At 70.5% G+C, this 25,249-nt stretch carries 21 protein-coding genes, 1 tRNA gene and 2 pseudogenes; 13 read left to right on the top strand and 11 right to left on the bottom strand.

All coding sequences use genetic code 11. The features are described 5' to 3' along the window. Nucleotides 1–22: 22 nt before the first annotated feature. Nucleotides 23–583, bottom strand: a complete 561-nt coding sequence (locus tag ADK66_RS04675; RefSeq protein ID WP_157552211.1) for a hypothetical protein — start codon at nucleotides 581–583, stop codon at nucleotides 23–25. Here ADK66_RS04675 and ADK66_RS30540 point away from each other — a divergent pair. Beyond that, nucleotides 551–670 (top strand): annotated as a pseudogene (locus ADK66_RS30540) (IS3 family transposase); the annotation flags it as partial. The gene ADK66_RS04675 and the pseudogene ADK66_RS30540 sit on opposite strands and share 33 nt — an antisense overlap. Here ADK66_RS30540 and ADK66_RS04670 read toward each other — a convergent pair. From ADK66_RS04670 to ADK66_RS04660, 3 genes are all read right to left on the bottom strand, one after another. After that, nucleotides 654–860, bottom strand: coding sequence for a hypothetical protein (locus ADK66_RS04670; protein ID WP_053652639.1), 207 nt, complete (start codon nucleotides 858–860; stop codon nucleotides 654–656). The pseudogene ADK66_RS30540 and the gene ADK66_RS04670 sit on opposite strands and share 17 nt — an antisense overlap. Nucleotides 861–1,137: 277 nt before the next feature. Further along, nucleotides 1,138–2,031 carry an SDR family oxidoreductase gene (locus tag ADK66_RS04665; RefSeq protein WP_053652638.1) on the bottom strand — a complete coding sequence of 298 codons (894 nt, stop codon included), beginning with the start codon at nucleotides 2,029–2,031 and terminating at the stop codon, nucleotides 1,138–1,140. A gap of 24 nt (nucleotides 2,032–2,055) precedes the next feature. Further along, nucleotides 2,056–2,790, bottom strand: a complete 735-nt coding sequence (locus ADK66_RS04660) for an SDR family oxidoreductase (RefSeq protein ID WP_197281412.1) — start codon at nucleotides 2,788–2,790, stop codon at nucleotides 2,056–2,058. 95 nt (nucleotides 2,791–2,885) lie between these two features. On the opposite strand from ADK66_RS04660, the gene ADK66_RS04655 reads away from it, so the two are divergent. Together ADK66_RS04655 and ADK66_RS04645 are read left to right on the top strand one after the other, a co-directional pair. After that, on the top strand, nucleotides 2,886–3,818 hold the full coding sequence (locus ADK66_RS04655) for a LysR family transcriptional regulator (RefSeq protein ID WP_053652674.1): 933 nt from the start codon (nucleotides 2,886–2,888) through the stop codon (nucleotides 3,816–3,818). A gap of 473 nt (nucleotides 3,819–4,291) precedes the next feature. Next, entirely contained in the window at nucleotides 4,292–5,095 is an 804-nt protein-coding gene (locus ADK66_RS04645) for an inositol monophosphatase family protein (protein ID WP_053652636.1), read from the top strand. A gap of 38 nt (nucleotides 5,096–5,133) precedes the next feature. Here the strand turns inward: ADK66_RS04645 and ADK66_RS30535 are convergent, their stop codons facing one another. After that, entirely contained in the window at nucleotides 5,134–5,310 is a 177-nt protein-coding gene (locus tag ADK66_RS30535) for a tyrosine-type recombinase/integrase (RefSeq protein WP_197281411.1), read from the bottom strand. Nucleotides 5,311–5,427: 117 nt separating this feature from the next. Further along, on the bottom strand, nucleotides 5,428–6,315 hold the full coding sequence (locus ADK66_RS04640) for a LysR family transcriptional regulator (RefSeq protein WP_053652635.1): 888 nt from the start codon (nucleotides 6,313–6,315) through the stop codon (nucleotides 5,428–5,430). A gap of 84 nt (nucleotides 6,316–6,399) precedes the next feature. On the opposite strand from ADK66_RS04640, the gene ADK66_RS04635 reads away from it, so the two are divergent. Beyond that, entirely contained in the window at nucleotides 6,400–7,713 is a 1,314-nt protein-coding gene (locus tag ADK66_RS04635) for an aspartate aminotransferase family protein (RefSeq protein ID WP_053652634.1), read from the top strand. Between the two features lie 1,041 nt (nucleotides 7,714–8,754). Here the strand turns inward: ADK66_RS04635 and ADK66_RS04630 are convergent. Further along, a protein-coding gene (locus ADK66_RS04630; protein WP_157552209.1) for an IS3 family transposase occupies nucleotides 8,755–9,923 on the bottom strand; the annotation gives its coding sequence in 2 pieces (ribosomal slippage) (nucleotides 8,755–9,636 and nucleotides 9,639–9,923; 1,167 coding nt in all). A gap of 107 nt (nucleotides 9,924–10,030) precedes the next feature. Here ADK66_RS04630 and ADK66_RS30530 point away from each other — a divergent pair. The 3 genes from ADK66_RS30530 to ADK66_RS31250 all read left to right on the top strand — a co-directional run bounded on the left by ADK66_RS30530 (nucleotide 10,031) and on the right by ADK66_RS31250 (nucleotide 12,811). After that, nucleotides 10,031–10,549, top strand: coding sequence for a transposase (locus ADK66_RS30530; RefSeq protein ID WP_082377202.1), 519 nt, complete (start codon nucleotides 10,031–10,033; stop codon nucleotides 10,547–10,549). A gap of 685 nt (nucleotides 10,550–11,234) precedes the next feature. Next, nucleotides 11,235–11,708, top strand: coding sequence for a hypothetical protein (locus tag ADK66_RS31255; RefSeq protein ID WP_157552207.1), 474 nt, complete (start codon nucleotides 11,235–11,237; stop codon nucleotides 11,706–11,708). Between the two features lie 587 nt (nucleotides 11,709–12,295). After that, nucleotides 12,296–12,811 carry a hypothetical protein gene (locus ADK66_RS31250; protein ID WP_157552205.1) on the top strand — a complete coding sequence of 172 codons (516 nt, stop codon included), beginning with the start codon at nucleotides 12,296–12,298 and terminating at the stop codon, nucleotides 12,809–12,811. Here ADK66_RS31250 and ADK66_RS04610 read toward each other — a convergent pair. Further along, nucleotides 12,793–12,876 (bottom strand) — tRNA-Leu (locus ADK66_RS04610). The genes ADK66_RS31250 and ADK66_RS04610 overlap by 19 nt on opposite strands. Nucleotides 12,877–12,906: 30 nt before the next feature. Here ADK66_RS04610 and ADK66_RS32160 point away from each other — a divergent pair. After that, nucleotides 12,907–13,281: pseudogene (locus ADK66_RS32160) on the top strand (hypothetical protein); the annotation flags it as partial. On the opposite strand, the gene ADK66_RS32155 reads toward ADK66_RS32160, so the two are convergent. Then, on the bottom strand, nucleotides 13,180–13,491 hold the full coding sequence (locus ADK66_RS32155; protein WP_231639907.1) for a hypothetical protein: 312 nt from the start codon (nucleotides 13,489–13,491) through the stop codon (nucleotides 13,180–13,182). The pseudogene ADK66_RS32160 and the gene ADK66_RS32155 overlap by 102 nt on opposite strands. Before the next feature lie 1,263 nt (nucleotides 13,492–14,754). On the opposite strand from ADK66_RS32155, the gene ADK66_RS32150 reads away from it, so the two are divergent. The 5 genes from ADK66_RS32150 to ADK66_RS04575 all read left to right on the top strand — a co-directional run bounded on the left by ADK66_RS32150 (nucleotide 14,755) and on the right by ADK66_RS04575 (nucleotide 23,202). Then, nucleotides 14,755–15,744 (top strand): fibronectin type III domain-containing protein, encoded by a 990-nt coding sequence (locus ADK66_RS32150; protein ID WP_231639906.1) that lies wholly within the window; start codon nucleotides 14,755–14,757, stop codon nucleotides 15,742–15,744. Nucleotides 15,745–15,969: 225 nt separating this feature from the next. Continuing rightward, nucleotides 15,970–18,594, top strand: a complete 2,625-nt coding sequence (locus tag ADK66_RS04590) for a fibronectin type III domain-containing protein (RefSeq protein WP_053652627.1) — start codon at nucleotides 15,970–15,972, stop codon at nucleotides 18,592–18,594. Nucleotides 18,595–18,621: 27 nt separating this feature from the next. Continuing rightward, entirely contained in the window at nucleotides 18,622–19,617 is a 996-nt protein-coding gene (locus tag ADK66_RS04585) for a MoxR family ATPase (RefSeq protein WP_053652626.1), read from the top strand. Nucleotides 19,618–19,630: 13 nt separating this feature from the next. Next, nucleotides 19,631–20,812: a DUF58 domain-containing protein gene (locus ADK66_RS04580; RefSeq protein ID WP_053652625.1), complete on the top strand. Its 1,182-nt coding sequence runs from the start codon at nucleotides 19,631–19,633 to the stop codon at nucleotides 20,810–20,812. After that, nucleotides 20,806–23,202 carry a transglutaminase domain-containing protein gene (locus ADK66_RS04575; protein WP_053652673.1) on the top strand — a complete coding sequence of 799 codons (2,397 nt, stop codon included), beginning with the start codon at nucleotides 20,806–20,808 and terminating at the stop codon, nucleotides 23,200–23,202. Before ADK66_RS04580 ends, ADK66_RS04575 begins: the two co-directional genes overlap by 7 nt. Before the next feature lie 116 nt (nucleotides 23,203–23,318). Here ADK66_RS04575 and ADK66_RS04570 read toward each other — a convergent pair whose 3' ends face one another. Further along, complete coding sequence (locus tag ADK66_RS04570; RefSeq protein WP_053652624.1) at nucleotides 23,319–24,110, bottom strand: SDR family oxidoreductase; 792 nt, start codon at nucleotides 24,108–24,110, stop codon at nucleotides 23,319–23,321. Then, nucleotides 24,107–25,090 (bottom strand): LLM class F420-dependent oxidoreductase, encoded by a 984-nt coding sequence (locus tag ADK66_RS04565; RefSeq protein ID WP_053652623.1) that lies wholly within the window; start codon nucleotides 25,088–25,090, stop codon nucleotides 24,107–24,109. Before ADK66_RS04565 ends, ADK66_RS04570 begins: the two co-directional genes overlap by 4 nt. Nucleotides 25,091–25,249 lie beyond the last annotated feature (159 nt).

Raw genomic sequence — 25,249 nt, 5'->3', positions numbered from 1 at the left:
GCAGGTGATCCGGGACTCCGTGTCACGCGTCGGGCAGATGGTCCGGGGTGGTGGGCTCGGGGTTGCGGCGCAGCAGCTGCTGCCACTCGGCCTCGCGACGGTCATGCAGTTCGGCGATGGTGCGCATCAGGGACTCGGCATCCTTCCTGCTGTACCCATGGAGGTCAGTGACCGTGCGGTCGCTGACCTCCACCCGGACTCGCCTGCCCACGTGTCGGCCGATGAACGCACCCACGGCCCCGCCCGTGGCCACCCAGACCTCCGGGGTGCTCACCGCGACGGAGATCAGTTCCATCGCGGCGCTGCCGGCAGAGAATTCCAGCGCAATGCTGTTGTCGACGTCGGCCTCTGTGAGCAGACTCTGCAACTGCTCACGGTAACCAGGAGTGATGCGGATCTTCGCGTACCCGGTGCCCGCCCACGGCTCGATCCGGACCACGACGTCGGCATCCTGTTGGACAGTTGGCATGCGCTCCAATGTGGCACGCCGGTGCAACAACATCCGCGCGGCTACCCTGCCCAGTGACGGCCCGAGTTCGATGTCCGGGCCGCGGTCGTGAACTGGATCGAACGGACCTGCCACCGCCGCCGACGACAGCGATCCCTGTCCCGGTTGACCCCTATCGAGTACGAGACCATCATGACCCGACCGATCAGTCAGACCGCGTGACTGAAACTTCGCGCTTTCCGGCGTCGTACTGGTTGGAGACATACGCGGTGGCCTGATCGTTGAGCCACCACGGCGGCGAACCCATCGCCTCCGCCACGTTGCGCGCTTCCTTCAAGACGATGCCATGCAGTAGGAATGTGGCATCCACGTCTCGCGTCACCCGGTCAGTGTCGTAGGCGAGCGCGCCCACAGTGCTGGAAGGTCGACTGCGCGATCAGGCCGGGGCGGGCTGTTTGCTGGTCACGTCGGGACAGGCGTCGAGGAGGCGTCGGCAGGCGGCACGCCTCCCCCGGAACCGGCGAAGTTCACCCTGGCGTCCACGCTCGGACGCAGTCACACTACAAGAAGCGGCCACCTTGTCCTCCCTTGAGAAGATTCACCGTCTCCTCACAGAGTGGCCAGGTGGCCGCCTCATGCCATTCCCTCAAACGACCGACTGATCTCCTACCGGACGTTAAACGCGAAGCTTAGATCTGGGCGACGTGCAGGACCTGGTCGAAGCCCATCCGCCGGACGAAGTCGGTGCGGGCGGACAGCACCGCGGCGTTGGCCTCCTCGACCATCGAGTTGGTCAGGTCCACGACGCTGCGGAAGGGCCGTTCGCCGAAGGGCAGCGCCAGGATCCTGGTGATCTCCTCGGCGACCACGATCGGGTCGGCCGAGGTGCCCGGGGTGAACAGGCTCTCGGTGGCCTCCTCGTTGCGGGCAGCCAGCGGGTCCAGTGCCCGGTAGCCGGCGGCGACCCCGGTGGTGTCCTCAGGGCGCCCGGCCTTGGGGAAGTGGTCGGTGCCCTGGGTGAAGGGGCCAGGCATGACGATCACGGTCTCGATGCCGAGCGGCGCCACCTCGTAGGAGGTCACCAGCGCGAGCGAGTCCATGGCCGCTTTCGAGACCACGTACGGGCCAAGAAAGGGTGGTGTGGTGACCGGGATGGTGCTGCCCACGTAGAGCAGGGTGCCGCGGCCCTGTGCGCGTAGGTGCGGCAGGGCCGCCCGGTTGAGCCGCTGGACGCCGAGCGTGTTCACGTCGATCAGGTGCGCGATCTCATCCGCGGTGAACGCCTCGACGTAGCCGGTGAGCAGGTGCCCGGCGTTGTGGATGACCACGTCGAGCGCCCCTGCGTCCTCGATCACGGCCGCCACCGCCCGGTCCGCGGAGTCCTGCGAGGCGACGTCGAGTTCGACCACGTGCAGGTTGAGGCGCTCGGTCACGGCGAGATCGCGCAGGTCGCTCGCATGGGCGGCGTTGCGGGTCTCGGGAGCCCGCATCGAGGCGTAGACGCGGTGGCCGGCGCGGGCGAGTGCCTGCGCGGTGAGCTTGCCGATGCCGGTGCCGGCACCGGTGATGAGCACGGTAGACATGATGGTTCTCCGATCACGAGGGGGTTATGCGATGCCGCCGTTGCTGAACAGGACCTGGCCGTTGACCCAGCGGCCGCCGGGCCCGGTCAGGAAGGCGACGGCCTCGGCGATGTCCTCGGGCGTGCCGAGACGTTCCAGGGGCGCGGCCCCGGCGATCCGGGCGATCAGCTCCTCGCTCTTGCCGTCGAGGAAGAGCGGGGTCGCGGTCGGCCCGGGCGCCACCGCGTTGACGGTGACGTCGCGGCCGCGCAGTTCGCGGGCCAGGATCAGGGTCATCGCCTCGACCGCGCCCTTGGTCGCCGCGTAGCCGCCGTACGTGGGCTGCTGGAGCCGGGTCACCGAGGTGGAGAAATTGATCAGCGCGCCCCCGGCGCACAGGCGCCGGGCGGCGAGCTGCGAGACCACGAAAGTGCCGCGTACATTCACCCGGTGCATCCGGTCGAAGTCGTCGAGGTCCATCTCCGCGATCGGGGTGAGCAGCATGATCCCGGCGGTGTTGATCACGGCGTCGACACCGCCGAAGCGCTCCTGCACGGTGTCGAAGAGCCGGGTCATCTCCTCCGGCTCGGCGACGTCGCCGGGGAGCGCCACCGCCGTCCCCCCGCCTGCGGTGATCGAGGCCGCGACCTCCTCGGCCGGTGCCGCACGGCCCGCATAGTGCACGACCACGGCCATGCCGTCCGCGGCCAGCCGCCTCGCGACCGCCCTGCCGATGCCGCCCGAGCCGCCGATCACCACGGCCACCCTGTTCTGATTCATGACTGCTCCTGACTCGCCGTGTTTTCCGAACGAGATCCAGCGTCATTCACCAGCTATTATTTGTCCAATGCATGAAAAATATATACCGTATGCGCGTGGCACATATTGAACGCGTCGACCTCAACCTGCTGGCCCCGCTGGCCGCCCTATTGGCGGAGCGACACGTCTCCCGCGCCGCCGAGGTCGCCCGCCTGAGCCAGCCGGCGATGAGCCGCGCACTGCAACGGCTCCGTGACACCCTCGACGACGAGTTGCTGGTCCGCACACCGCGCGGCTACCGCCTCACCCCACGGGCCGAACGCATCCAGCGGCAGCTGCAGACCGTCCTCCCCGGGCTGGAGAGCATGTTCGCCCCGGAGCAGTTCGACCCCGCCGAGGCCGCCGAGTCCTTCCGCATCGCGGGCACCGACTACGCCCGGGTCTTCGCCCCCGCGGTCTTCCAGCGCGTCTTCCGCGAGTCACCCCGCTCCACGCTGCACTTCCGCCCCTGGCACGACAGCATCTACGACGAACTCGACCGGGGCCTGGTCGACCTGGTCTTCTACGCCAAGTCGGAGCACCTCTCCCCGCTGCACACCGCGGAGCTGTTCGAGGACCGCTTCGTCTGCGTCCTCTCCGCCGACCATCCCCTGGCCGCCACCACGGCGATCACCCTCGACGCCTACCTGGCGGCAGACCACATCATCATCGGCACCATCGACGAACGCCAGACCGCCATCGACTGCCGCCTCGACGACCTCGGCAGCCGCCGCCGCGCCGCACTGACCGTGCCCTACCACTCCATGGCCGCCGACGCCGTCCCCGGCACCCCGCTGATCCTCACCGTCCCCGAACGCCTGCTCGACCACCACGCCGACCCCGGCATCCACATCCTGCCCGCCCCACCCGAGATCCACCCGCTCCGCTACCACATGACCTGGCACCCCCGCCTCGACGGCGACCTAGGCCACCGCTGGCTGCGAGACGTCGTCCGCACGGTCACCGCCGACATGCCCGGGCGCGCTGACCGACAGGCTCCATCGATGTGAGCGACCTCGATGACGTGGATGATCCGCGCCGGGATACCGACCCGACAGATATCACCGGGTGCGAGGCGCAGGGCAGGCGGGTCGGTTACGTACAGCTCGTCCGGATCGGCACGGCCCAGGGCCACCACGCCGTTCCAGCACGAGCCCTCCGCGTCCGGGTCGATCTCCCACCAGGGCCAGCGGACGCTGACGTACGCCTCGTCGACGCCGATGACAACCGTTGGCGTGAACGGGCAGGAGATGCGCAGCACGTCCCCGACGCGGTAAACCATGCGCGGCAGGTTAGCGCGGTGCCGGGCAGGACGCCGGCCGTGGAAGGGGCCAGGGACCAGCGGTCGGTGACTGCACGAAGCGCTTCGCCCGGCCGTACGGACGGCGCCGCCGTGTTGCCCGACGAGCACGCTGTCCGCGGCCAGGTCGGGATATCCGATCGCGGCCCGCAATGTAGCCAGGACGGCATCTATCGTGCGTGCATGTCGATCACCGACCGAGAACTGGTCATCAAAGCCGCGGAAGCCGGCGCAGCGATCGTGCGCTCGCACTACGGGTCATCGCTGACACGCTTCGAGAAGTCTGCCGGAGACTTCGCCACGACGGCCGACATCGAAGCAGAGCGCGCCATCCTCGACGTCTTGCACGCTGCCCGGCCGGACGACCTCGTGGTGGGAGAGGAAAGCGGACGCACGGGAACCGGCGGGAACGGACGCATTTGGCTAGTCGACCCGTTGTGCGGGACGCTGAACTACGCCGTACACAACATGCTCGTCTCGGTCAACGTAGCTCTGCGAACCGGAACGCAGGTCGGCGTGGCAGCCTCGGCGGACCCGTTCACCGATGAGGTGTTCTGGACCGACGGTGCTGGGGCACACGTGCGTCACGGCGGCGCGGACGAGCGACTTGCCCCGTCGGCCGCGTCGAGGCTGGTGGACGTCAATCTCGATCCACCGTTCCCCAATGAGCGCGTCTTCCGGGCCGCGCGGTTACTTGCCGATCAAGGGTTCATCCGGCAGTTCCGCCCACGTGTCGTCTCCACCACCCTGGCGGTGGCTTGGGTCGCTGCCGGCCGACGAGCCGCTTACGTAACCGATGGCCACCTGAGCGACAGTGTCCACTTCGCGGCCGGCATCGCCCTCTGTCAGGCAGCCGGCTGTGTGGTGACCGGGATCGACGGCCAACCTCTTCACACTGGCGCGGGCGGTCTCGTCGTGGCGGCCGACGAGCAAACACACGCAGCCCTGCTGACCCTGGTCGGAAACCAGCGTGCAAGAAGGGATTGATCGCCTATCCGCTTCTCGGCAAAGCCGTGAGCGGCTGATCATGTTCCGGGGGCCATGTACGCGGCGAGGATGTAGTTGGGGTGCCGGTCGAGGTTCTTGCGGGCCCGGTCATAGCGCATGGTGGTCCGTGGGTCGGCGTGGCGGGCGGCGATTTGCACGTCGCGGAGGCTGACGCCGGGGTCGAGCATGGTCGTCACGAACGTGTGCCGCAACATTTGGGATGCATCCTCGGCATGCACCACGGCGGCGGCCGGTGCGGAACAGCGCCTCTGCGCATCGCCCTGGTACGCAAGGGGTGCTACCAGCACACTACGGAGACCGTCCGGCCAAGGTCAGTCACCTGCTCTCAGGGCATTGAGCACGGCCGTCACCTCGGGGCGTGACGCGGCCGGTCGCCGGACCCCGGCAGTGATGCGCCGGGTCAGCGGCGGGCTCAGTGGTCGGGTCACCACCCGGTATCGCGGGTCCACCGCCAGCTTCGGCAGCATGGTGATCGAGCGGCCGTTCTCCACGTGCTGGAGGGCCAGCATGTAGTTGTTGAACCGACAGATCACCACGGGCTCGAAGCCGGCCTCCCGGCACAGTCGGGTGGATAGCTCGGACATGTACGAGCCGGCGACGTCGAACGTCCAGCGCTGCTGCGCGCACGCCTCCAGTGCGACCGACTCGGCGCTGGTCAGCGGATGCCCCGGGGGCAGCACGAGCACGACCGGGTCGGTGGCGAGCGGCACTAAATGGATCTCCGGGGAGAGCTCGGCGCCGGCGAAGTCGGCCGTCGTGATGATCAGGTCGACGTCGCCGCGACGCAGCGCCGGCATGCTCTCGTGTGGCTCCAACTCCAGCAACACCACGCTCACATCCGGGTGTCGGGCCGCGAGACGGACAAGTGCGGGTTCGGCGAGGGCTTGCACCGCACTCTGGAACGCGGCCACGGTGACCGTGCCAGCCGGCTCGTCGGCGAGGCGGCGCAGCTCCGCCTCGGCCGCGTCCATGGCCGCGAGGATCTCCCGAGCCCGGGCGGCAAGCAACATTCCGGCCGCAGTGAGTCGCACCCGCCGCCCGGTGCGTTCCAGCAGCGCGGTCCGGGTCTCCCGTTCCAGCGTGGTCAGCTGCTGCGACACCGCCGACGGGCTCAGGTTGCCGCGCTGCGCAACGGCCCGGACGGTGCCGTAGGTCGCCAGGTCGGCGAGCAGGCGCAGCCGCCACGGATTCAGCGTCATGACCGCCGACTGTACGGCTTTGCTTAACAGCGACAGCGGAAATGTGCGATGGACGTGTCTGTTCGGGCTGCCTAGCGTCGGTCCGTGGCTGATTCGTTCTGGTCCGACGCCGATCGTCACCTGGTCCGCTACATCGGCGCGGGCAGCTTCGTACGTGAAATCATCGAACGCGCCGAGGGCAGTTTCGTCTTCACCGCCGACGGCCGCCGCCTGCTCGACTTCACGTCGGGGCAGATGAGCGCGATCCTTGGCCACTCTCACCCGGCCGTAGTAGCAACGATCCAGCGGCAGGCAGCCACTCTCGACCACCTGTTCAGTGGCATGCTGAGCCGGCCCGTGGTCGAGCTGGCACGCCGCCTCGCCGGCTCGCTGCCTGCGCCGCTGGATAAGGTCCTGCTGCTCACCACCGGCGCGGAGTCCAACGAGGCGGCAATTCGGATGGCGAAGCTGGTCACCGGCCGACACGAAATCATCTCGTTCGCCCGGTCCTGGCATGGAATGACGCAGGCTGCGGCGAGCGCCACCTACAGCTCGGGGCGCAAGGGGTACGGGCCCGCGGCGCCCGGCAACTTCGCCATCCCCACGCCGAACGCGTACCGGCCCGACTTCACCCTTCCGAGCGGCGAACTGGACTGGCGGCACCAGCTGGAGTTCGCGTTCGAGCTGTTCGACGCCCAGTCGGTGGGCAGCCTGGCGGCGTGCGTCGTCGAACCGATCCTCAGCTCCGGCGGGGTGATCGACCTGCCGCCGGGATACCTCGCGGCGCTGCGCGACAAGGTGCACGAGCGGGGCGGGCTGTTGATCCTCGACGAGGCGCAGACCGGTCTGTGCCGCACCGGAGAGTGGTACGCGTTCCAGCGGGACGGCATCGTGCCGGACATCCTGACCCTGTCCAAGACACTCGGCGCCGGCCTGCCGCTGGCCGCTGTGGTGACCAGCCCGGAGATCGAGCAGACCGCGCACGAGCGCGGCTTCCTCTTCTTCACCACGCACGTCTCGGACCCGCTGGTGGCTGCGGTCGGTAACACGGTCCTGGACGTGCTGGAGGCCGACCGGCTCGATGAACAGGCTGCGCAACTGGGCTCGTACCTGCGGAAGGGCCTTCAGGAGATCAGCCAACGGCACCCTGTGGTCGGCGACGTACGGGGCCGCGGGCTGCTGGTCGGGCTCGAGCTGGTCAGCGACCGCGAGTCGAAACGACCGGCCGACGCGCTGGGCGCGGCAGTGACAGGGCGTTGCCTGGAACTGGGCCTGCACATGAACGTGGTGCAGCTGCCGGGCATGGGCGGCGTCTTCCGCATCGCACCAGCGCTCACCTCCAGTCACGCGGAGCTGGACCTGGGCCTGGAAATCCTCGACCATGCACTCGCCGACGTGGTGCCGCAGTTCATACCTTGATACGCCAGCCAGGGGTCATGATCATGGAAGTCTTGGGGGCGTTCAGCCTGCGGCATGGGGGAATCGATAAGGGCGCGGCTGCCGGCGTCGTGGAACAGGTCGGTCAGCGGGCGGGTGACACCAGAACCCCACAGATAGGGCGGCTCCTCACCCGGGCCGACCCGTGCAGGGCAGACTTCCACGCCTCAAAGGGCGGTACGAACCTCGGGCTGCGCCAAGGTCCGGGGCGGCGAGGCGGCGTCCGGGTGTCTCGGATTCGACGAGCAGCCGTTTTCGTCAGCAGCGCCGAGCCGAGGTCGGCCAGTTGCCGGTCGTCCCAACCGTTTTAGCGCAATAGGTTCTGCTCGGTCGGGTCTGGCAGCACCATGACTTGCAGATGCAGCGACGCTTCGGGTCGGTTCAAACCGAGCCGGGCAGCGATCCGTTCGACGGTATCCGGCGCGGACAGCAAAGCGTTTCTGGCCGTACGCGCCAGCGGGCAAACCACTCGTCAACTCACCGATACTCGTCGTCAACCGGCAGTCCTCACGTCACGACCACGTGCATCCATCGTCTGCATCATGAGTTGCCCTGCCGACATCTGCAGACGCGCTCATCTGCCCGAAACGGTCGCGCGCCCGTGGTGCCCATCTCCTCGAATGGAAGTCGTACTTTTGCGATGAGCTATCCAACCCCTCGTGCGCAGGTGATCGGCCATCGCCCAGCCCACGACGGCGGGAGTAGGTGTCTACCACGACCGCGAGGTAGCTGATCAGCTCACGCGGTCTCTCTCGCGCAGACCCGCGCCGCTATGAGCGCTGAGCGACGTGGGGGTTCGAGTCGCCGGCCAGCGACTCGCCGTCAATGTCTGCCTGACCTGCGGTGTGGGGCCTGGGGCAATTCGGGGGGCGACACGACCCTTTACCCCACCGCCGATGATGCTCAGCGCAACCCTGAGGCTCGCGCAAGCCTAGCTGCGGTGGTGACCTTTTGGCTCTGTGGGGTGATGCACGGTTCGTGTCAGTCCAGGGGGTCTGCTGCACCGATAGGTGACAGTCGTAGTCACGCGGCCTGACTGGCCGGTGGGGTCATGATGGTCTCGTACTCGATAGGGGTCAACCGGGACAGGGATCGTTGGCGTCGACGGCGGTGGTAGGTCCGTTCGACCCAGGTCACGATCGCGGTCCTCAACTGCTGCCGGGTCGTCCAGGTTCGGCGGTCGAGGACGTTGTTCTGCAGCAGACCGAAGAACGACTCCATGGCAGCGTTGTCGCCAGCGGCGCCGACCCTGCCCATCGACCCGGCCAGGTGGTGCTGGTTGAGGGCGTGGACGAATTTCCGGCTTCGGAATTGCGACCCGCGGTCGGTGTGCAGCACGCAACCGGCCACGTCACCACGGCGGGCTACGGCGTGGTGCAGGGCGTTGACGGCCAGCCTCGACTTCATCCGTGAGTCGATGCAGTAGCCGACGATCCGGTGGGACCACACGTCCTTGACCGCACACAGGTAGAGCTTGCCCTCACCGGTGCGGTGCTCGGTGATGTCGGCCAGCCACACCCGGTTCGGGCCGTCCGCGGTGAAGTCGCGGCGCACCAGATCGTCATGCACCGGTGGACCGACCTTGCCGCCCTTGCCCCGACGCTTGCGCTTGCTGAACGCGCTGAACCAGCCCATGCCAGAGCAGATTCTCCAGGCGGTGCGCTCGACCACCGCCCGGCCGGCAGCGCGGGCCTCATCGGCCAGGAACCGGTATCCGAACTCCGGGTCATCACGGTGGGCGTCGAACAACGCGTCCGCCCGATACGCCGCCACCAACTCGGCGTCGGTGACACGGCGGGCACGCCACCGGTAGTAGGGCTGACGAGCGATGTTCAATACCCGGCACGTCACCGCCACGGGGACCCCGTCGGCGGCCGGCTCGCTCACGAGCGGGTAGAGCCTTTTCCCGGCAGATGCGCCTGCGACAAGTACGCCGCGGCCCGACGCAGGACCTCGTTCTCCTGCTCCAACAACCGGATGCGCTTACGCGCCTCGCGCAGCTCCGCCGACTCGGTGCTGGCCGTCCCGGGGGTGGCGCCAGCGTCGATGTCGGCTTGGCGCAGCCACTTGAACAACGTCATCGGATGCACCCCGAAGTCCTTCGCGATCTGCTCGACCGTCACTCCCGCCTCACGGTCGCGAGCGACACGCACGACGTCATCACGGAACTCTCGGGCGTAGGGCTTGGGCACAGCGACATCCTTCCAGCCCGCCCACAGGGCAAGCCATCTCAGATGTCACCTATCGGTGCAGCAGACCCTCGTCCGTTGTGGACGGCGTGGCGGCATGACTTCCACAGGTGCAGCGGGCAGGGTGGCGCGGTGCCTGCACGTCGTGGCTACCCGTCCGATCTGACCGATGCCCAGTGGGCGCTGATCGAGCCGATGCTGCCGGAGCCCAACACGTACGGCCAGCGGGAGAAGCACCCACGCGGGAAGTCGTCAACGCCATCCTGTACGTGGTGCGGTCCGGATGCCCGTGGCGGTACATGCCCGCTGACCTGCCACCGTGGCAGACGGTGTACTGGTACTTCACCCGATGGGGAGACGCCAGCGTAACGGAGAAGATCCTTGCCACTCTGCGGGTCAAAGCACGAGTGCAGCAGGACCGTGAGCCGCAGCCGTCAGCGGGGGTCGTCGACGCGCAGAGCGTGAAGGGCGTTGACACCGTCGGCCGAGACAGTCGGGGCCACGACGCCGGGACGAAGGTCAACGGCCGCAAGCGGTTCATCGCCACCGACACCTTGGGCCTGCTGGCCGCCGCGACTGTCCTCGCCGCAAGCTGGCGGACCGCGATGGCGCGAATACCGCCCTACTGAGCGCCTACATGGCCACCTCGATCCGGCACGTCTTCGCCGACAGGGCCGTACCGGCGCCGCTTGGTCGACTGGACCCGCGACGTCCTGCGCACCACCCGTGAGATCGCCCGCAAGCCCGCGGACCAGCGCGGCTTCGCCGTAATCCCCGCCGCTGCAACGTCAAGGGCACTCTGGCCTGGCTCACCGCCTGCCGCCGACTCGCCCGCGACTTCGAACGCCACCTCGACGCCTCCGAAGCCATCATCCGACTGGCCGCTATCGCGGCATGACACGCCGCATCACCGGAGGTCGACCCGCCCGACGCCAAGCCCGCCGACCTTGCATCCGGACCTGATCGCAATTCTCAAACACGCTCGAAAAGCTACTCGCCGCCCTCCGCCGGGAGACCCGATCGGGCAGCGTTTGCCGCCTTTCGCGGCTATCGGGAACTACGGGGAATATCGGCCGATCTGACTGCTCGAACCCACTTGAAGCGACCATCTGGCACCTTCCGGAGTCCTGAGTCCTTGCTAAGTCAGAGCCGCATGCGTACGCTGCATACAGCCGACGGGGGTCGATTCATTACCTATTGCACAAGGAGTGGAACGAAGGCCTGCTATCGCCTCGACAGCTCATTCATCGAGGCGATGTCATACTTCTTTTGGCCTCCAGCGGCGAATCACCATTTCCCACGAGGAGGATAAACTTGGCAAGGTTCTCGTCAGGCAAAAAGCCCCTGACAGCCGTTGCGGCGGCCTTTATTGCAGCGTCCATCGTCGGGGTTCCCTCCCCCGCGCAGGCAGGCACATGTTCCACGCCCGGCTGCGGCGGAGAGGCCACCAACGCAAGCACTCGCGGCATCATGATTAGCAACAACTGGTGCTCCGCCGCAGGCACCATCACATACACCGGCGAGTTCCTACCGACGAGCTGCGTCCCGGTGGCGAATCGGCAGAACGGATATACCCACCCTGCTTCCTTCACCCTCCAGCCGGGGCGCCGCTCAAACGAGTACCCCAAGTATTACGACACCGACGCGATTCGCCTTCCCGCCAACTGCGTCACCAACGTGACCATCGACGGCAACGGTGTCCAATACGACAGGCGAGGAATATCCACTCACCAGTGGCGGAAATTCAGCAACAGCCAGACGTGGGTTGTCACCGGGATTTACTGTTAGATCCCGTGTTGCCCCGCTAGCTCGTTCACGGGAAGAGCCCTTGAGTCTGAACTATTGGGAGTCAAACCAAGCCCACAGTTTCAGGCTCAAGGGCATTTCCACATACTTTGCCAGGTCTCTGGCTTGACGCAGGGTTCGTTAGCTGATTTCCGAGGTTCGGAGACCGCGTCCCCGGCGACGGTGATCCGGCGTTGGTAATCGCGGTGAGCAGGAACGCGTGGGTCTGTGGCCACCAGGTCGCGACTGCGTTGGCGAGTCGGTCGAGGTCTTCTTTCACGTTCCACGCGTCGAGCAGGGCACGCCCCGTCGTCGACGTCAATCGGTCCCGCCGACGGGCATGAGCCCAGTCATCCCACGGCGACGACTGTCGCAACGCCCCCCGACAACGGCCGGGTGCAGGTCGACGCTCCCGCCAGCCTGGGCGCAGGCACGTACCTCGCGTTGATCCGACTGGGCTCCACGAGGGGTTGGAGTGTTGGGCGGAAGGATGCGTACCCCGACCGCAGTACAACCACGGCGACGCCTACTACCGCTGCCGCTTCCCGCAGGAGTACGCCCTCGCCAACCAGGTCCCCCACCCCCGCAACGTGTACCTGCGCGAGGACGCACTCACCGACCCGCTCGACACCTGGCTGGCCTCCGCCTTCGCACCCGACCACATCGCGCAGACGATCACCGCGATGGCCGACGCCCAACCCCTCAACCATTCGCCCACAACGGGCACCGCAGCCCAAGCGATCATCACCGAGTGCGACGCCAAGCTGGAGCGCTACCGCGGCGCCCTCGACGCCGGCGCCGACCCGGCCGTGGTCACCGGCTGGATCGCGCAAGCCCAGGCCGAACGCACCCGCGCAGAAGCCGAACTACGCGCCATCGCGGGTTCCACCCCGCGCCGGATGAGCCGAGCAGAGATCACCGCCCTGGTGACCGCGCTCGGCGACATCACCACCGTGCTCCGCGAGGCCGACCCCTCCGACAAGGCCGAGGTCTACCGGCAACTCGGACTCCGGCTGAACTACCAGCCAGAAACGCAAACGGTGCGCGCTGAAGTGGATCTCAGCGCGCACCGTGGGGCAATGGTTTGTGTCCGAGGGGGGACTTGAACCCCCACGCCCTATACGGGCACTAGCACCTCAAGCTAGCGCGTCTGCCATTCCGCCACCCGGACCTGCTCGTTCAGCCTACCTTGCCACCCCGGATGATCTTCCATCGGAGGTCGGCACAGCGGGCCGCACGGGGAGTTACTGTACACGGCACTCGTGGATCATGCACATCGCGTACCAGCGGCTGCCTCGTGGCCTTCCCGGCGCTGCTCGGGTCGGCTCGCCGACGGTCAACAAAGCCGTGTCGGAGGCGCGTCCGGGTAGCGTCGGCGGCTCTCTGCCGGCAGCATTGCCACGTGTCCCATCCCTCTCCTCTGGCTGCCGTCCAACGTCGGGCTCTCGCCCTGCGCACCGCGGGCGACCTCAGTTCAGCCCGGCAGCTGCTCGCGGGGGCCGTCGAGTCCGCCCGTCCGCCGTATGGCGAGGACCACCCCGAGATGCTGCACACGGCGCACCTGCTTGCCCGCTTGCACCGCGAGGCGGACGACCCGCTCGCCGCCCGCCGGGTTCTGGAGGAGGCGTTCGCGGCCGGTGAGCGGCGCTGGAATCATGGCGAGCCGACGATGCTCGCGCTCGCCCTGGAGCTGGCCGAGGTCGCCGAGGAGCTGGGTAACCGGCACGAGGCCCGGCGCAACTACACCCGCGTCGCCACCGCCGGGCCCGCCGTGCTCGGGGAGCACCACCCGGCGGTACGCGCCGCCCGCCAGTACCTCGGCGCGGCCAGCCCCAGCCCCGGCGGCCCAGCCCACCCTGTCTCGACCCCTCCCAGCCCCAACCTGGCCCAGCCGCACGACACACCGCCGACGTACACCTCGGCCCCAGCCCCGACGCCGGCCCCGAGCCCGACAAGCGGGACCGACTCCGGCGCCCGCGCGGCGTTGTCCGGCCCGACGCTGTCGCTGGCGACCCTGGCCGCGATGCGCCCGGCGGCCGACGGCTCTCCCCCGCCCACGTCGCCTTGGGCGCCCGTGCCACCGACGCCGCCACAGGACCCCCCGACGGTACGCATACCCCCCACCTCGGCAGCGCCAGCCGTCGGTGAGGGTCAGCCAGCGCCGACACACGCCTCGCCGACATTCTCTGCCCGACTCGCCCCGCCCGAGTCCCACGCTCGGCCTGCGTCGGCCTCTGCCGCACCGGTCCCACCGCCGCGTACTCCATCCCAGCCCTCGGTGCCTTCCACGCCGCCGGCGCCAACCCGGTCCCCCGCTACCTCGATTCCTGCGGCATCAGCCGCGTCGGTCCCGCCCAGCCCCACGCATCCGGTGCCGCCGCGCCAGCGCGCCGCACAGCAACCGTCCGGGTCGCAACGGCCACCGGCGGGGATCCCTGCCGACGAACAGCCGACGCCGCAAGCACAACAACGGCCCACGGCCGTACCGCCGCGCCAGCGGTCCGGAAGCCAACCGGCCCATCCTGACGCCGAAGCCCCGACGGCACGGCTGCCGGCCGCACCGCCTCCGCCCACGCCGTCGGTAACGCCGCGATGGGACAACCCGACGATCCAGGTACGGCAGATCGAACCGCTGCTGGCCGAGGAGGCTGCCCGGGTGGCCGCCTCCGGCGCTGGTGGGCCCGGCAACGCCGTCGACAGTTCGGGGCCATCGGGGACGACCCCGGCGAGCACCGGTTCTGCGATCACCAACGTGATGGGCGGGTCAGCCGCAAACCAGGCGGTCAGCGCCATGCCTCCTCGGCCCGTCTCGGCACCTCCCGGAGGTTCCCGACCGGTCTCCGGCCCGCCTGGCCGCCATTCCTCTCCGACGGAGGCTTCACCTCACCACGGCCAGCCCGTCTCCGGCCCGCCCGACCACACCCATCCGAGCCCCGGACCACCAGCGCACGTCCACCCGGTATCCGGACCACCCGGACACGCCTACCCCGTGTCCGCGCCACCCGGGCACTTCCACCCCGTATCCGCGCCACCCGGACACACCAACCCGGTGTCCGGGCCACCGGTGAGCGCGCCGTCGTGGGGGCCGGCCGCCCCGGCGTGGAGCAGCAGCGCCCCGCCGCAACCGACGCCCTCCAGCGAACCGACCGCCCCGCTCGCCGCAGACCCGGAGGCGACAATGGTTCGCGGCGAAATGACGCCGGAAGCGGGGCGTCCGGACGGGTACGAACCGGCACCGGGCAGCGCTTCCGCGCCGACCGAGGTCTTCCCGACCGTCCAGCCGACGACCGAGGCCGGGCCGTTGTCCCCGGCCCCGGTCCCGTCGCCCCGCCGTGAGGCGGCGACACCGGCCTGGGCGCCGCGCTCCGATGCGGGCCCGAGCCCCGAACAACAGGCACACCAGCGGGGGTACGCGCCCCAGCCGCACCCGCCGGCCCCGGCCCCCCACGCGGCACCGGGCCAGTACCCGACCCGCCAGCCGTACCCGGGTCAGCAGCCGTACCCGGGTCAGCAGTACCACCAGGGCCAGGAGGCGTACCCGGGCCAGGGGTACCCCCAGGGCGGGTACCCCTCGCCGTACGCCCAGGATGGCGGCACTTCGGGACGTCACCGGGGGGTACTTATCGGCGCGGTGGTGGCGGTCGGGGTGGCCGTGGCGGCCGTGGCCGGGCTGGGCGTCGTGCTGCTGAACCGCGCCGATGCGCCGCCGCCGTCCAAGGCTGCGACGACGGCGGCGGCTCCGACGGCGGCCGGGCCCGCACCGGGTGACCTGAACCTGCGGGACGACTCGGCCACGATCACGCTGACCTGGACGGATCCGTCGGGAGGTGCGGTGCCGTTCATGGTGGCCGGCGGTCGGGCGGGGCAGGCGCTGGGGGTGCTGGCGACTGTGGATCCGGGTCGGACGAGCTACACGGTGAGTGGGCTCAGTTCGCGAGTGGACTACTGCTTCACGGTGCTGGCTGTCTACTCCACTGACAGCTTTGCGACCTCCGGGCAGGTCTGCACCGAGCGGGAGCGGTCCACCCCGCCGACCTGAGCGGCACCCGCATCCACGCGATCGGGCTTGACGAGGTCGGAACAGCCGCACTCGCATCTGCCGTCGTGCTGAGCTGGGCGTCCACAACGCACACGCTCGGTATCCACAGGGGTGACGGTGCGGGTTCCCCCGCCAGCGACCGGGCCATATGATGGCACCCGGCTCTGGGGAGGGGTCGCCGCGAGGCGGACGCCACCTGCCATGACTCAGGAGAGGCAGCCGGCTGTGGCCAGCATCGACGACGCCGAGCGGACCGACGCCCCCCGTTCCCGCTCCCGTCTGCGGGGTGGGCTGGTGACTGTCGGCACGGTGACCGCGCTGCTGGCCGCCATGGGGCTGACAGTCCTCGGGTTGGGTGCGGCGGACAACGCGGTGGCCAACTATGACGCGAGTTCCTGGCTGTGGAGCGCGGCGCGCAGCGAGCTGGCCCGGGTCAACGGGGTGACGGCCCGGGTGGACACCCGCACCGAGCTTCCTGGTGCCCGTCGGCATCCGATGCAGGTCACCCAGACCGATCGGCTGTTGATCCTGCGTGATCTGCAGACCGGGCAGGTCAGCTCACTGGACCTGGCCACCCTGCAACTCACCGCGACCACCCCTACCACCCCTGGGCTGGGTGTGAGCGTTGCCCTGCACGAGGACGCGGCGTTCATCGTCGACGCGGTGCAGGGTGTCGTGCGTCAGCTCGACCCGCGGTCGTTGAGTCCGGTCGGCGAGCCGGTGCGCTATCCCCCGGGCATCACCGGCGGCACGTTCGACGGTAAGGGTCGGCTCTGGATCGCGGTGCCCAGCGAGGGCACCGTCTCGGCGGTCACCGCCGCGAAGTTGCCGTCGGCGCCGGCTTCGGCCGCGCCCGCGAACGGCGGGCTCAGCCCGGAGCGGGTCGAGACGTACGACGTGGCCGAGGCCAGTCACGAGCTTGTGGTCTCCACCTTGGACGACGGGGTGGCGGTGCTGGACCGTACGGCCGGGCGGCTGGTGCGGGTGCAGGGCGGTGAGGTCCGGCGGACGTCGTTGACGCTGTCCGGCCCGGCGGCGCTGCCGGCGCGCACCTCGGGGCCGCGCGTGCCGGTGACGGTGCCCGCCGAGCGGCGGGTGCTGGTGGTGGGTGACGCCGGTGCGGAGCAGTCGTTCACGGTGCCGGGCGGCGGCGATCGGCTCAGCCCGGCGGTGGCCTGGGCGGACCGGTTCTACTGCGCGGACGAGGCCACCGGCACGATCTACTCGTTCGACGCGGGCGGTCAACTGGTCGGCACCGTGCAGGGCAAGACGCCCGGGCCGCTGGAGCTTGAGGTGCGGGAGAACCACCTCTTCATCAACTCGCCCGACTCGGCGACCGCCCGGGTGGTGGACGACAAGCACCAGATGCGCGAGGTCGACAAGTACGCGAACGACGTGCTGGGTGGTGACCCGCCGCCGGCTCCCCCGCCGCCGCCTCCGCCGAAGAAGCCGCAGGTGGGCAAGCCGAGCGCGCCGCGCAGCGTCACCGCCGCCGCCGGCAACGCCCAGGTCCGGGTGAGCTGGCGGCCGGCCGCCGCGAACGGCGCCGAGATCATCAGGTACGTGGTGGAGGGCGCCGGTCAGCGCCTCCAGGTGGGCGCCAACCAGCGTTCGGTGGAGGTCAAGGGCCTGACCAACGGCGAGACGTACCGGTTCGCGGTGCACGCCGAGAACGCCAAGGGCAAGGGTCCGGCGCGCAACAGCAACCCGGTGACGCCGACCGCCTCGGTGCCCGATCCGCCGGCGAGCGTCACCGCGCAGGAGCGTCCGGACGGCACGGTGCTGGTCAAGTGGCCGGCCGCGAACGGGCAGGGCAACAAGATCGCCAGGTACGCGGTGACTGCCAGTTCGGCGGGAACGAACGCGCCGGCCGGTGAGTCGACAAAGACGGAGCTGGTGGTGCCCGCCGGGGAGTTGGAGTTCGGCACGCAGTACGCGTTCACCGTGGTGGCGGTAAACGACAAGGGCGCCGGCTCGGCGGCGTCGCCGGTGAGCAACACAGTGGTGCCGTACGCGGCGCCCGGTCGGCCGCTGGACCTGCGCGCTGCCACTGTCGCCGACCAGCCGGGTGCGGTAACTGTGCAGTGGTCACCGGCGGACGCGAACGGCCGCGCGGTGACGAAGTACCTGGTGGACGTCGGCGGCAAGGTCCGTGAGGTGACCGATACCCGCGCGACGGTCACCGGCCTGGGTGATGGTCAGAACGTCGCGGTGAAGGTGAAGGCCGTCAACGAGGCGGGTCCCGGCCCGGAGGCGACGGCCACGGCCCGGACTGTCGCCGTGCCCCGGGTCACGGTGACCGGCTCGTCGGCGACCGCCACGTCGGCGACTGTGACGTTCACAGTGGACGCTGGCGGTGGGAAGGCCACCTGCTCGGTGAGTACGCCCGGTGAGCCGGCCAAGGCGGGCGCGTGTTCCAGCATCACGATGTCGGGGTTGACGCCGGGTACGGCGTACACGTTCACGGTGACCGCGAGCAACGCGGCCGGTAAGAACACCGCGACGAGGGCTCAGCGGACCGACGCGCTGTACGGCATCGCGACGTGCCGCAACGGCGCCTCCGGCCCGGAGTCGACCTACTGCGACAAGGATGTCGACGGCCGCAACGGCAACGAGATCTTCTCGGTTCCCCGCCAGGACAACGACAAGCAGGTGGGCTGGGCGAAGCCGGGCAAACGACTCCAGGCGTACTGCAAGAAGTCCGGCGAAGAGGTGTACGCCTACATCTACAACAACGACAAGCGCAGCACCTGGTGGGTGCAGGTTGACTACGAGGGAAAGAACTACATTCCCTGGGCCTGGCTCAACCTTGAGGGCGGCGACAACATCAACGTCCTGCCCACCTGCTAGACCTGCCAGGCAAGGAGCACCGCGACCGTGAACACCCACGAGCCGCTCACCCAGCCGGAGGTGCAGGGTTTCGCCGCCCTGGCCGCCCGGCTGGCCGAGAACGTCAACGCGGTGGTGCTCGGCAAGCCGCAGGTGGTCCGGCTGGCGTTGACAGCGCTGTTCGCCCAGGGCCATGTGCTCCTGGAGGACGTTCCGGGGGTCGGTAAGACGACGCTGGCGCGGGCCATCGCCGCGACCGTGAAGGGTGAGTGGCGGCGGATCCAGTTCACCCCCGACCTGCTCCCCTCGGACGTGTCCGGTGTGACGATCTTCAACCAGGCGAGTAGGGACTTCGAGTTCCACCCGGGGCCGGTCTTCGCCAACATCGTCATCGCCGACGAGATCAACCGGGCGTCGCCGAAGACCCAGTCGGCGCTGCTTGAGGTGATGGAGGAACGCACCGTCACAGTGGACGGTGTGCGCCATCCGGTGCCGGCGCCGTTCCTTGTGGTGGCGACCCAGAACCCTGTGGAGATGGACGGCACCTACCGGCTGCCGGAGGCGCAACTGGACCGGTTCCTGGTGAAGCTCTCCGTCGGCTACCCGGACGAGGCGGTCGAGGTGGAGGTGCTGCGCGGCGCGACAGTACGCTCCCCCGAGGCGCTCGCCCCGGTCACCGACACCGCCACCGTCGGGGAGATGGTCCGGATGGCCCGGCGGGTGCACATCGCCGAGCCGCTGTATGCGTACGCGGTCCGGCTTGCCGCCGCCACCCGTACCCACCCGCAGGTGCGGGTCGGGGTGAGCCCTCGGGGCGTGATCGCGTTGACGCGCGCGGCGTGTGCGTACGCGCTTATCGACGGTCGAGGGTGGATCATGCCGGAGGACCTGAAGGCTCTCGCCGAGTCGGTGTTCGCGCACCGGCTGCTGCTCACCCCGGAAGCCCAGGTACGCGGGATGACCGCCCCGGAGGTGCTGCGCCAGGCCATCGCCTCGGTGCCCGTGCCGCTGCCGTCGGGGCAGCCCGCCCCGGTGCAGGGCTGACCGGCAGCAGGTCATGGGGATCACCGCCCGCGGGGTCGGTCTGCTCGTCGCCGCCGTCGTCCTGCTCGGCGTGGGCTTCCGGTTCGCGTACCCCGAGTTGACGGTGTTGGGCGCGGCGGCCGGCGCGGCCGTCGGTTACGCGGCGCTGACAGCGGCCTGGCGGCCCCGGCTGCTGGTGACCCGCCATGCCGATCCGGACCGGGTGGCGCGCGGCGAGCCGGCCAGCATGACGTTGACAGTCCGCAACGGTGGGCGTCTGCGTTCGGCGAACCTGCTGGCCGAGGACCGGTGCGGCGATCGCACGGTGCCGGTGCCGCTGCTGCGGTTGCGACCCGGGCGGGACACCGAGGTCCGCTACCACGTGCCGACCCACCGTCGTGGGGTGGTGCCGGTGGGGCCGCTGCGGGTGACCCGGCGCGATCCGCTGGGGTTGGTGGCGCTGGCCCGCCCGTACGGCGAGACGACGCCGGTCTGGGTGCACCCTCGGATCCACCCGCTGACGGCGGTGCCCACCGGCGCGGGGCGCAGCCTCGACGGCCGGGTCGACGGGGTGCCACACGGGTCGATCACGTTCAACTCGTTGCGGGAGTACGTGGTCGGTGACGAGTTGCGGCGGGTGCACTGGCGCACCAGCGCCCGGGTCGGCGAGCTGATGGTCCGCGAGAACGTGGACACCAGCCTGCCCCGCCTTGTCGTACTCCTTGACAACCGTGCCGTGGCGCACCCGGATCGGGTGGACGGGGTGGCCGAGTCTTTCGAGGCGGCGTGCGAGGCGGCGGCGTCGGTCGTCACCGCGGCGCACCACGCGGACCTGCCGGTGCTGCTGCTCATGGTCGGTCCAGAGACGGCCGGCACGGAGGCGAGCAACCCGGAGGCCATCGAGCCGCGCAGGTCGGCCGGACCGCTGGACCGGCTCGCCGCCGCCGAGTTGTCCGGCGACGGCGACGCGCTGCGGGCAACCACCACCCGGCTGCGCCAGGACCGGCTCGGCGACACACTGATCTTCCTGACCGGTCCGGCTGGTCGGGGCGAGATGGGGCATGTCGGGGCGCTGCGCGGCGCGTACCCGTCGGTGGTGGTGGGTGTTTTCGGCGCGGCCGAGCCGACGCCGGCGGGCGCGACGGGCCTGGTGGTGATCGACGCGGCGGACGGCGCGGCGTTCGCCGCCGAGTGGGACGGGGTGCGCCGGTGGTGACGGACCTCGGCCAACAGCGGCAGGGCGGTCCGGGCACCGGCGGCGCGGCCTCGCCGCCGGACGGTTCGACATCCCGGGGCATCGGCACTGTTGTGCGGGCACTGCGGGCGGCCGTCGTGCCGTTGGCGCTGATCGGATTGACCGCGCTCGCCGGAGTGGTGCTCGGCCGGGTGTACGCGGACGACCTGCTGACCTGGCTTGTCGTCGGCGCGGCGGCGGGGTCGGTGCTGGTGAGCGTGGCCGCTCGGCGGCTGCCGTCCTGGCTCGTCGCGCCGGTGTCGGTGGCCGCGATGGCCGGTTGGACGCTCTGGTCGCTGCGGCTGGCCGCTGCCCGCGCCGACCTTCCCGGCGACCTGTTGACGGTGGGCGCGGACGCGGCGCGCAACGGCATCCCGCGGCTGCTCACCGCGATGATTCCGGTGGAGCCCACGCCGGACACGGTGCTGGTGCCGGTGGTGGCGGCCTGGCTGGCCGGCCTTGCCGGTGCGGAGGTGGCGTTGCGCACCGGCCGGGTGCTGCTGGGTTACCTGCCGGCGGCGGGGCTCTACGCTGCCGCCCTCTACGTGGTCGGTCCGAACGCCGAGCCGGCGATCGGCGCGACGCTCGCGTTCGTCGCTGTCGCGGCGGTCGGCCTGGCAGCACCGTCGGGCCCGCCGCCGGCCGCCGGCGATCCGGTCGCCGGCCTTCCCCGAGGGGTACGCGCAGCGGTGCGACTCCGGTTGACGGCCACGGCGGCGCTCGGTGTGGCGCTTGTGGTCGGGCTTGTCGCGCTGCTCAGTCCCATGATCGCCGGGCAGGTCGACGGCCGTCCTGTGGATCCGCGGCGGTACGTGGAGCCTCCGCAGGTGGAGACCCTCGACGAGAACCCGCTGATCCGGATCTCCGGTTGGGCGCTGCACCCGGAGCAGAAGCTCCTCGACGTGAGCACGGTCCGCGACGGCACGCCGACCGGCGGGAGTTCACCGATCCCGGGCGGCATCGCGCCGGACGGCGACGATGCATCTGGCGGCCCGGACGCCTCCGGCAGCAGCGTGCGGATCCGGTTGGCGGTGCTCAGCGACTACGACGGGGTGACGTGGCGGGTCGGCGCGACGTACCGCAACGCGGGCCGGATCCTGCCGGCCACGGCACCGGCACGGGACAGCACTGTGGAGACCATCCGGCAGGACATCACCGTTGCCGAACTGAGCGGCGGGCTGCTGCCGGCCGTGGCGACGCCCCGGGAGGTAAGCGGCGCGCGGGTGGCGTACGACCCGGAGACCGGGACGCTGATCCGGCCGGAGGGGCTCACGCCGGGGTTGCGGTACACGGTGACGTCGGCCCGGGAGCGCCCGGACAACAACCTGCTGGCGACGGCGAACGTGCCCGCCGGCGAGGAGGTGGCCCGGGTGCTGCGGGTCGCCGACGGAGCACCCGACCAGCTGCGCCGGCTGGCCACGCAGCTCGCCGAGGACAACGGCGCACCGTACGCGCGGGCCACGGCGATCGAGCAGTTCCTTGCCGAGCACTACCGGGTGGCGGCGGACGCGCCGAGCGGTCACGCGTACCCGAATCTGGGTTTCTTTCTCTTCGGACCGCGCAACGGCGGCGGGCAGGAGGGCACGTCGGAACAGTTCGCTGCGGCGTTCGCGGTGCTCGGGCGACTCTCCGGGCTGCCGACCCGCGTGGTGGTGGGCTTCGAGTCCAGCGGGCAGGGGCCGGTGCGGGCCGGCGACGCGTACGCCTGGCCGGAGGTGCTGTTCGACGGTCTGGGGTGGGTGGCGTTCGACCCGCTGCCCCGCCCGGACAACGAGCCGAGGCCTGTGGAGGAGGACTTCCGCCCGACGCCGGATGATCCCCCGCCCTCGGAGGCGCCGGCGCCCACTGTCGAGCCGACCGCGTCGCCGGAGCCGGTGACAGCCGCCGACGGGCCGGACGGGTCCGGCGTGTCCACCCCGGTGCTCGTCGCCGGTGGCAGTGGCGGCCTGCTGCTCCTGGTCGGTGGTGTGCTGCTCGCTCTGCTGGCGATGCGCCGTTCGCTGACCCGCGCCCGACTCGGCAGGGGCGACCCCGGTGAGCGCATCGCCGGCGCCTGGCGGGAGGTCACCGACGCGCTTCGGTTGGCCGGGCGGCCGGTCGGCGATGACCTGGCGGCGACCGAGGTGGCGAGCCGGGCTCGGCAGGCGCTCGCCGACGCCCGCGTCGACCGGCCCGACGGAAGTGTTCCCGGGGTCGACGATCTGGCCGCGCTGCTCAACCAGGTGGCCTTCGCGCCCGGTGCCGCCACCGCCGCCCAGGCCGACCGTGCCGGTGCGGTGGCCACCGCCTACGTGGACGGGTTGCGTGCCGCGCGCCCCTGGTGGCGACGACTGCTCTGGTCTGTCCACCCCGGCCCGCTGCGCCGCCGCTGACCGGCCGTCGCCGCCCACGAATCCGGCACGATATTCCCCGCCAAGCCGAGCCAGGCCAGGCCAAGCCGAGCCCGGCAGGCCGGCCGGCCGGCCGAAGCAGGCCAGGCCCTGCCAGGTCAGGCGGTCAGGCGGCGGACGAGCTTGCGGAGGCCGGCCTGCCAGCCGTCCGGGTCCTCGGCGCGGCGGCGCGCGTAGTCGGCGACCTCCGGGTGCGGCAGGATCAGGAACCGCTCCTCGGCGAGCCCGGCGATGGCCGCGTCGGCGACCTGGTCGGGGGTGAGGACCGCGCCGGACGCCTCGATCACGCGGGCGCCCAGGTGGCCCTCGCGGATGCCGTCGGCGAGCATCGGGGTGTCCACGCCCTGCGGGCAGAGGGCGCTGACCCGGATGCCCCGATCCCGGTAGGTGATGGACAGCCACTCGGCGAAGCCCACCGAGGCGTGCTTCGTGGCGGTGTACGCGGCGTCGCCGACTGCGGTCAGCACTCCCGCCGCCGAGCAGGTGTGCAGCAGGTGCCCGCCGCCCCGGGAGAGCATCCCGGGCAGCACCGCGCGTGCCGAGTAGACGTGAGCGAGGACGTTTACCCGCCACGCCCGGTCCCAGCCGGCGTCGTCGACCTCCACTCCCCCGCCGGTGGTCACGCCCGCGTTGGCGCAGAACAGGTCGATGCGGCCGAAGCGTCGTTCGGTGTCGTCGACGATCGCGCGGACCTGCTCCTCGTCGGTGACGTCGAGGCCGGTGGCGTGGGCGACCGGGCCGATGCTCTCGGCGACCGCCCGGGCGGCGTCGGCGTCCAGGTCGGCGATGACGACGGCGGCGGCACCCTCGGCGGCGAACCGGCGGGACAACGCGGCGCCGATGCCGCCGGCGCCGCCGGTGACGACCACGATCCGGTCGGTGAGGTTCACGCGGACGCTCCCGAGGGCTCGGTGCCCAGCTGGGCGATGAGGGTGGTCAACGCGGCGGCGCCCCCGGCGGTCACCTCGGGCGTGGGCAGCAGGGCGATGATGGGTACGGCCACTCCGGCGTCGGCGTAGCGGCGCACCTGGGCGCGGCAGTGCTCCGGTGAGCCGTGCAGCACCAGCGCGTCGACCACCTCGTCGGGCACCGCCGCGCTGGCCCCGCGCCGGTCACCGGCGGCCCACGCGTCCCACATCGGCGCCAACACCTTGTCGCGGCCGAGCCAGCGGTGGAACTCGGCGTACGCGGGGACTGTGAGGTAGCTGGTGATCAGCCGCCGGCCGAGCGTACGGGCGTAGGTGGCGTCCTCGGTGGGGCAGACGAAGATGCGGGCGGCGATCTCGAAGCCGGGTCGGCGTTCGCCCAGTTCCGCGAGGGCGCGGGGCACGTCGTCGGCGCTGAGCCAGTTGAGGATGACTCCGTCGGCCTCGGCACCGGCCAGCCGGAGCATCCCGGGGCGCAGCGCGGCGAGCACGATGGGCGGCGGCACGGCCGGCGGCCGTTCGAGTGTGAACCGGCGCACGGTGAAGGTGTCGTAGACCTCGTCGACGGTCTCCCCGCGCAACGCGGCGCGCAGGAAACGCAGGACGTCGCGGGTACGCCGGAAGGGCTCGTCGAACCGCACCGCGTTCCAGTCCCGCACGAGCACCGGCGAGGACGCGCCGATGCCGAGCGAGAAGCGGCCCGGTGCGGCCTCGGCGAGCGCCGAGGCGCTCATCGCGAGCAGCCCGGGGCCCCGGGTGAAGACGGGGGTGATCGCGGTGCCCAGTCGCAGGCGGGGCTGCCAGGCCGCCGCGAGCGCCAGCGGGGTGAACGCGTCGGCCCCGGCGACCTCGGAAGACCAGACGTCCGTGAATCCGGCGTGGTCGAGCGTCGCGTAGACGGCCGCGTGGTCGGCCAGCGGGACTCCGTTCAACGGCACTGTCATGCCCCATCGATTCGTCACCGATCGATCGTGCCCGCTGACGGGGTGCGCGAGCAAGATCCCCGTCCTGGGCAGAATCGCCGGTTCCGCCTGCGCGGCGGTCGCGTCGAGCGCCCTGTTCGCGGCATCTGCGCGGGCCGATGTGCTGTCGGCAGGGCAGGC

It is taken from the genome of Micromonospora sp. NRRL B-16802 (assembly GCF_001279555.1).
GTDB lineage: Bacteria > Actinomycetota > Actinomycetes > Mycobacteriales > Micromonosporaceae > Micromonospora > Micromonospora profundi.
Note: the sequence above shows the minus strand (reverse complement) of the source record. Positions and strands in the feature narration are given on the sequence as shown.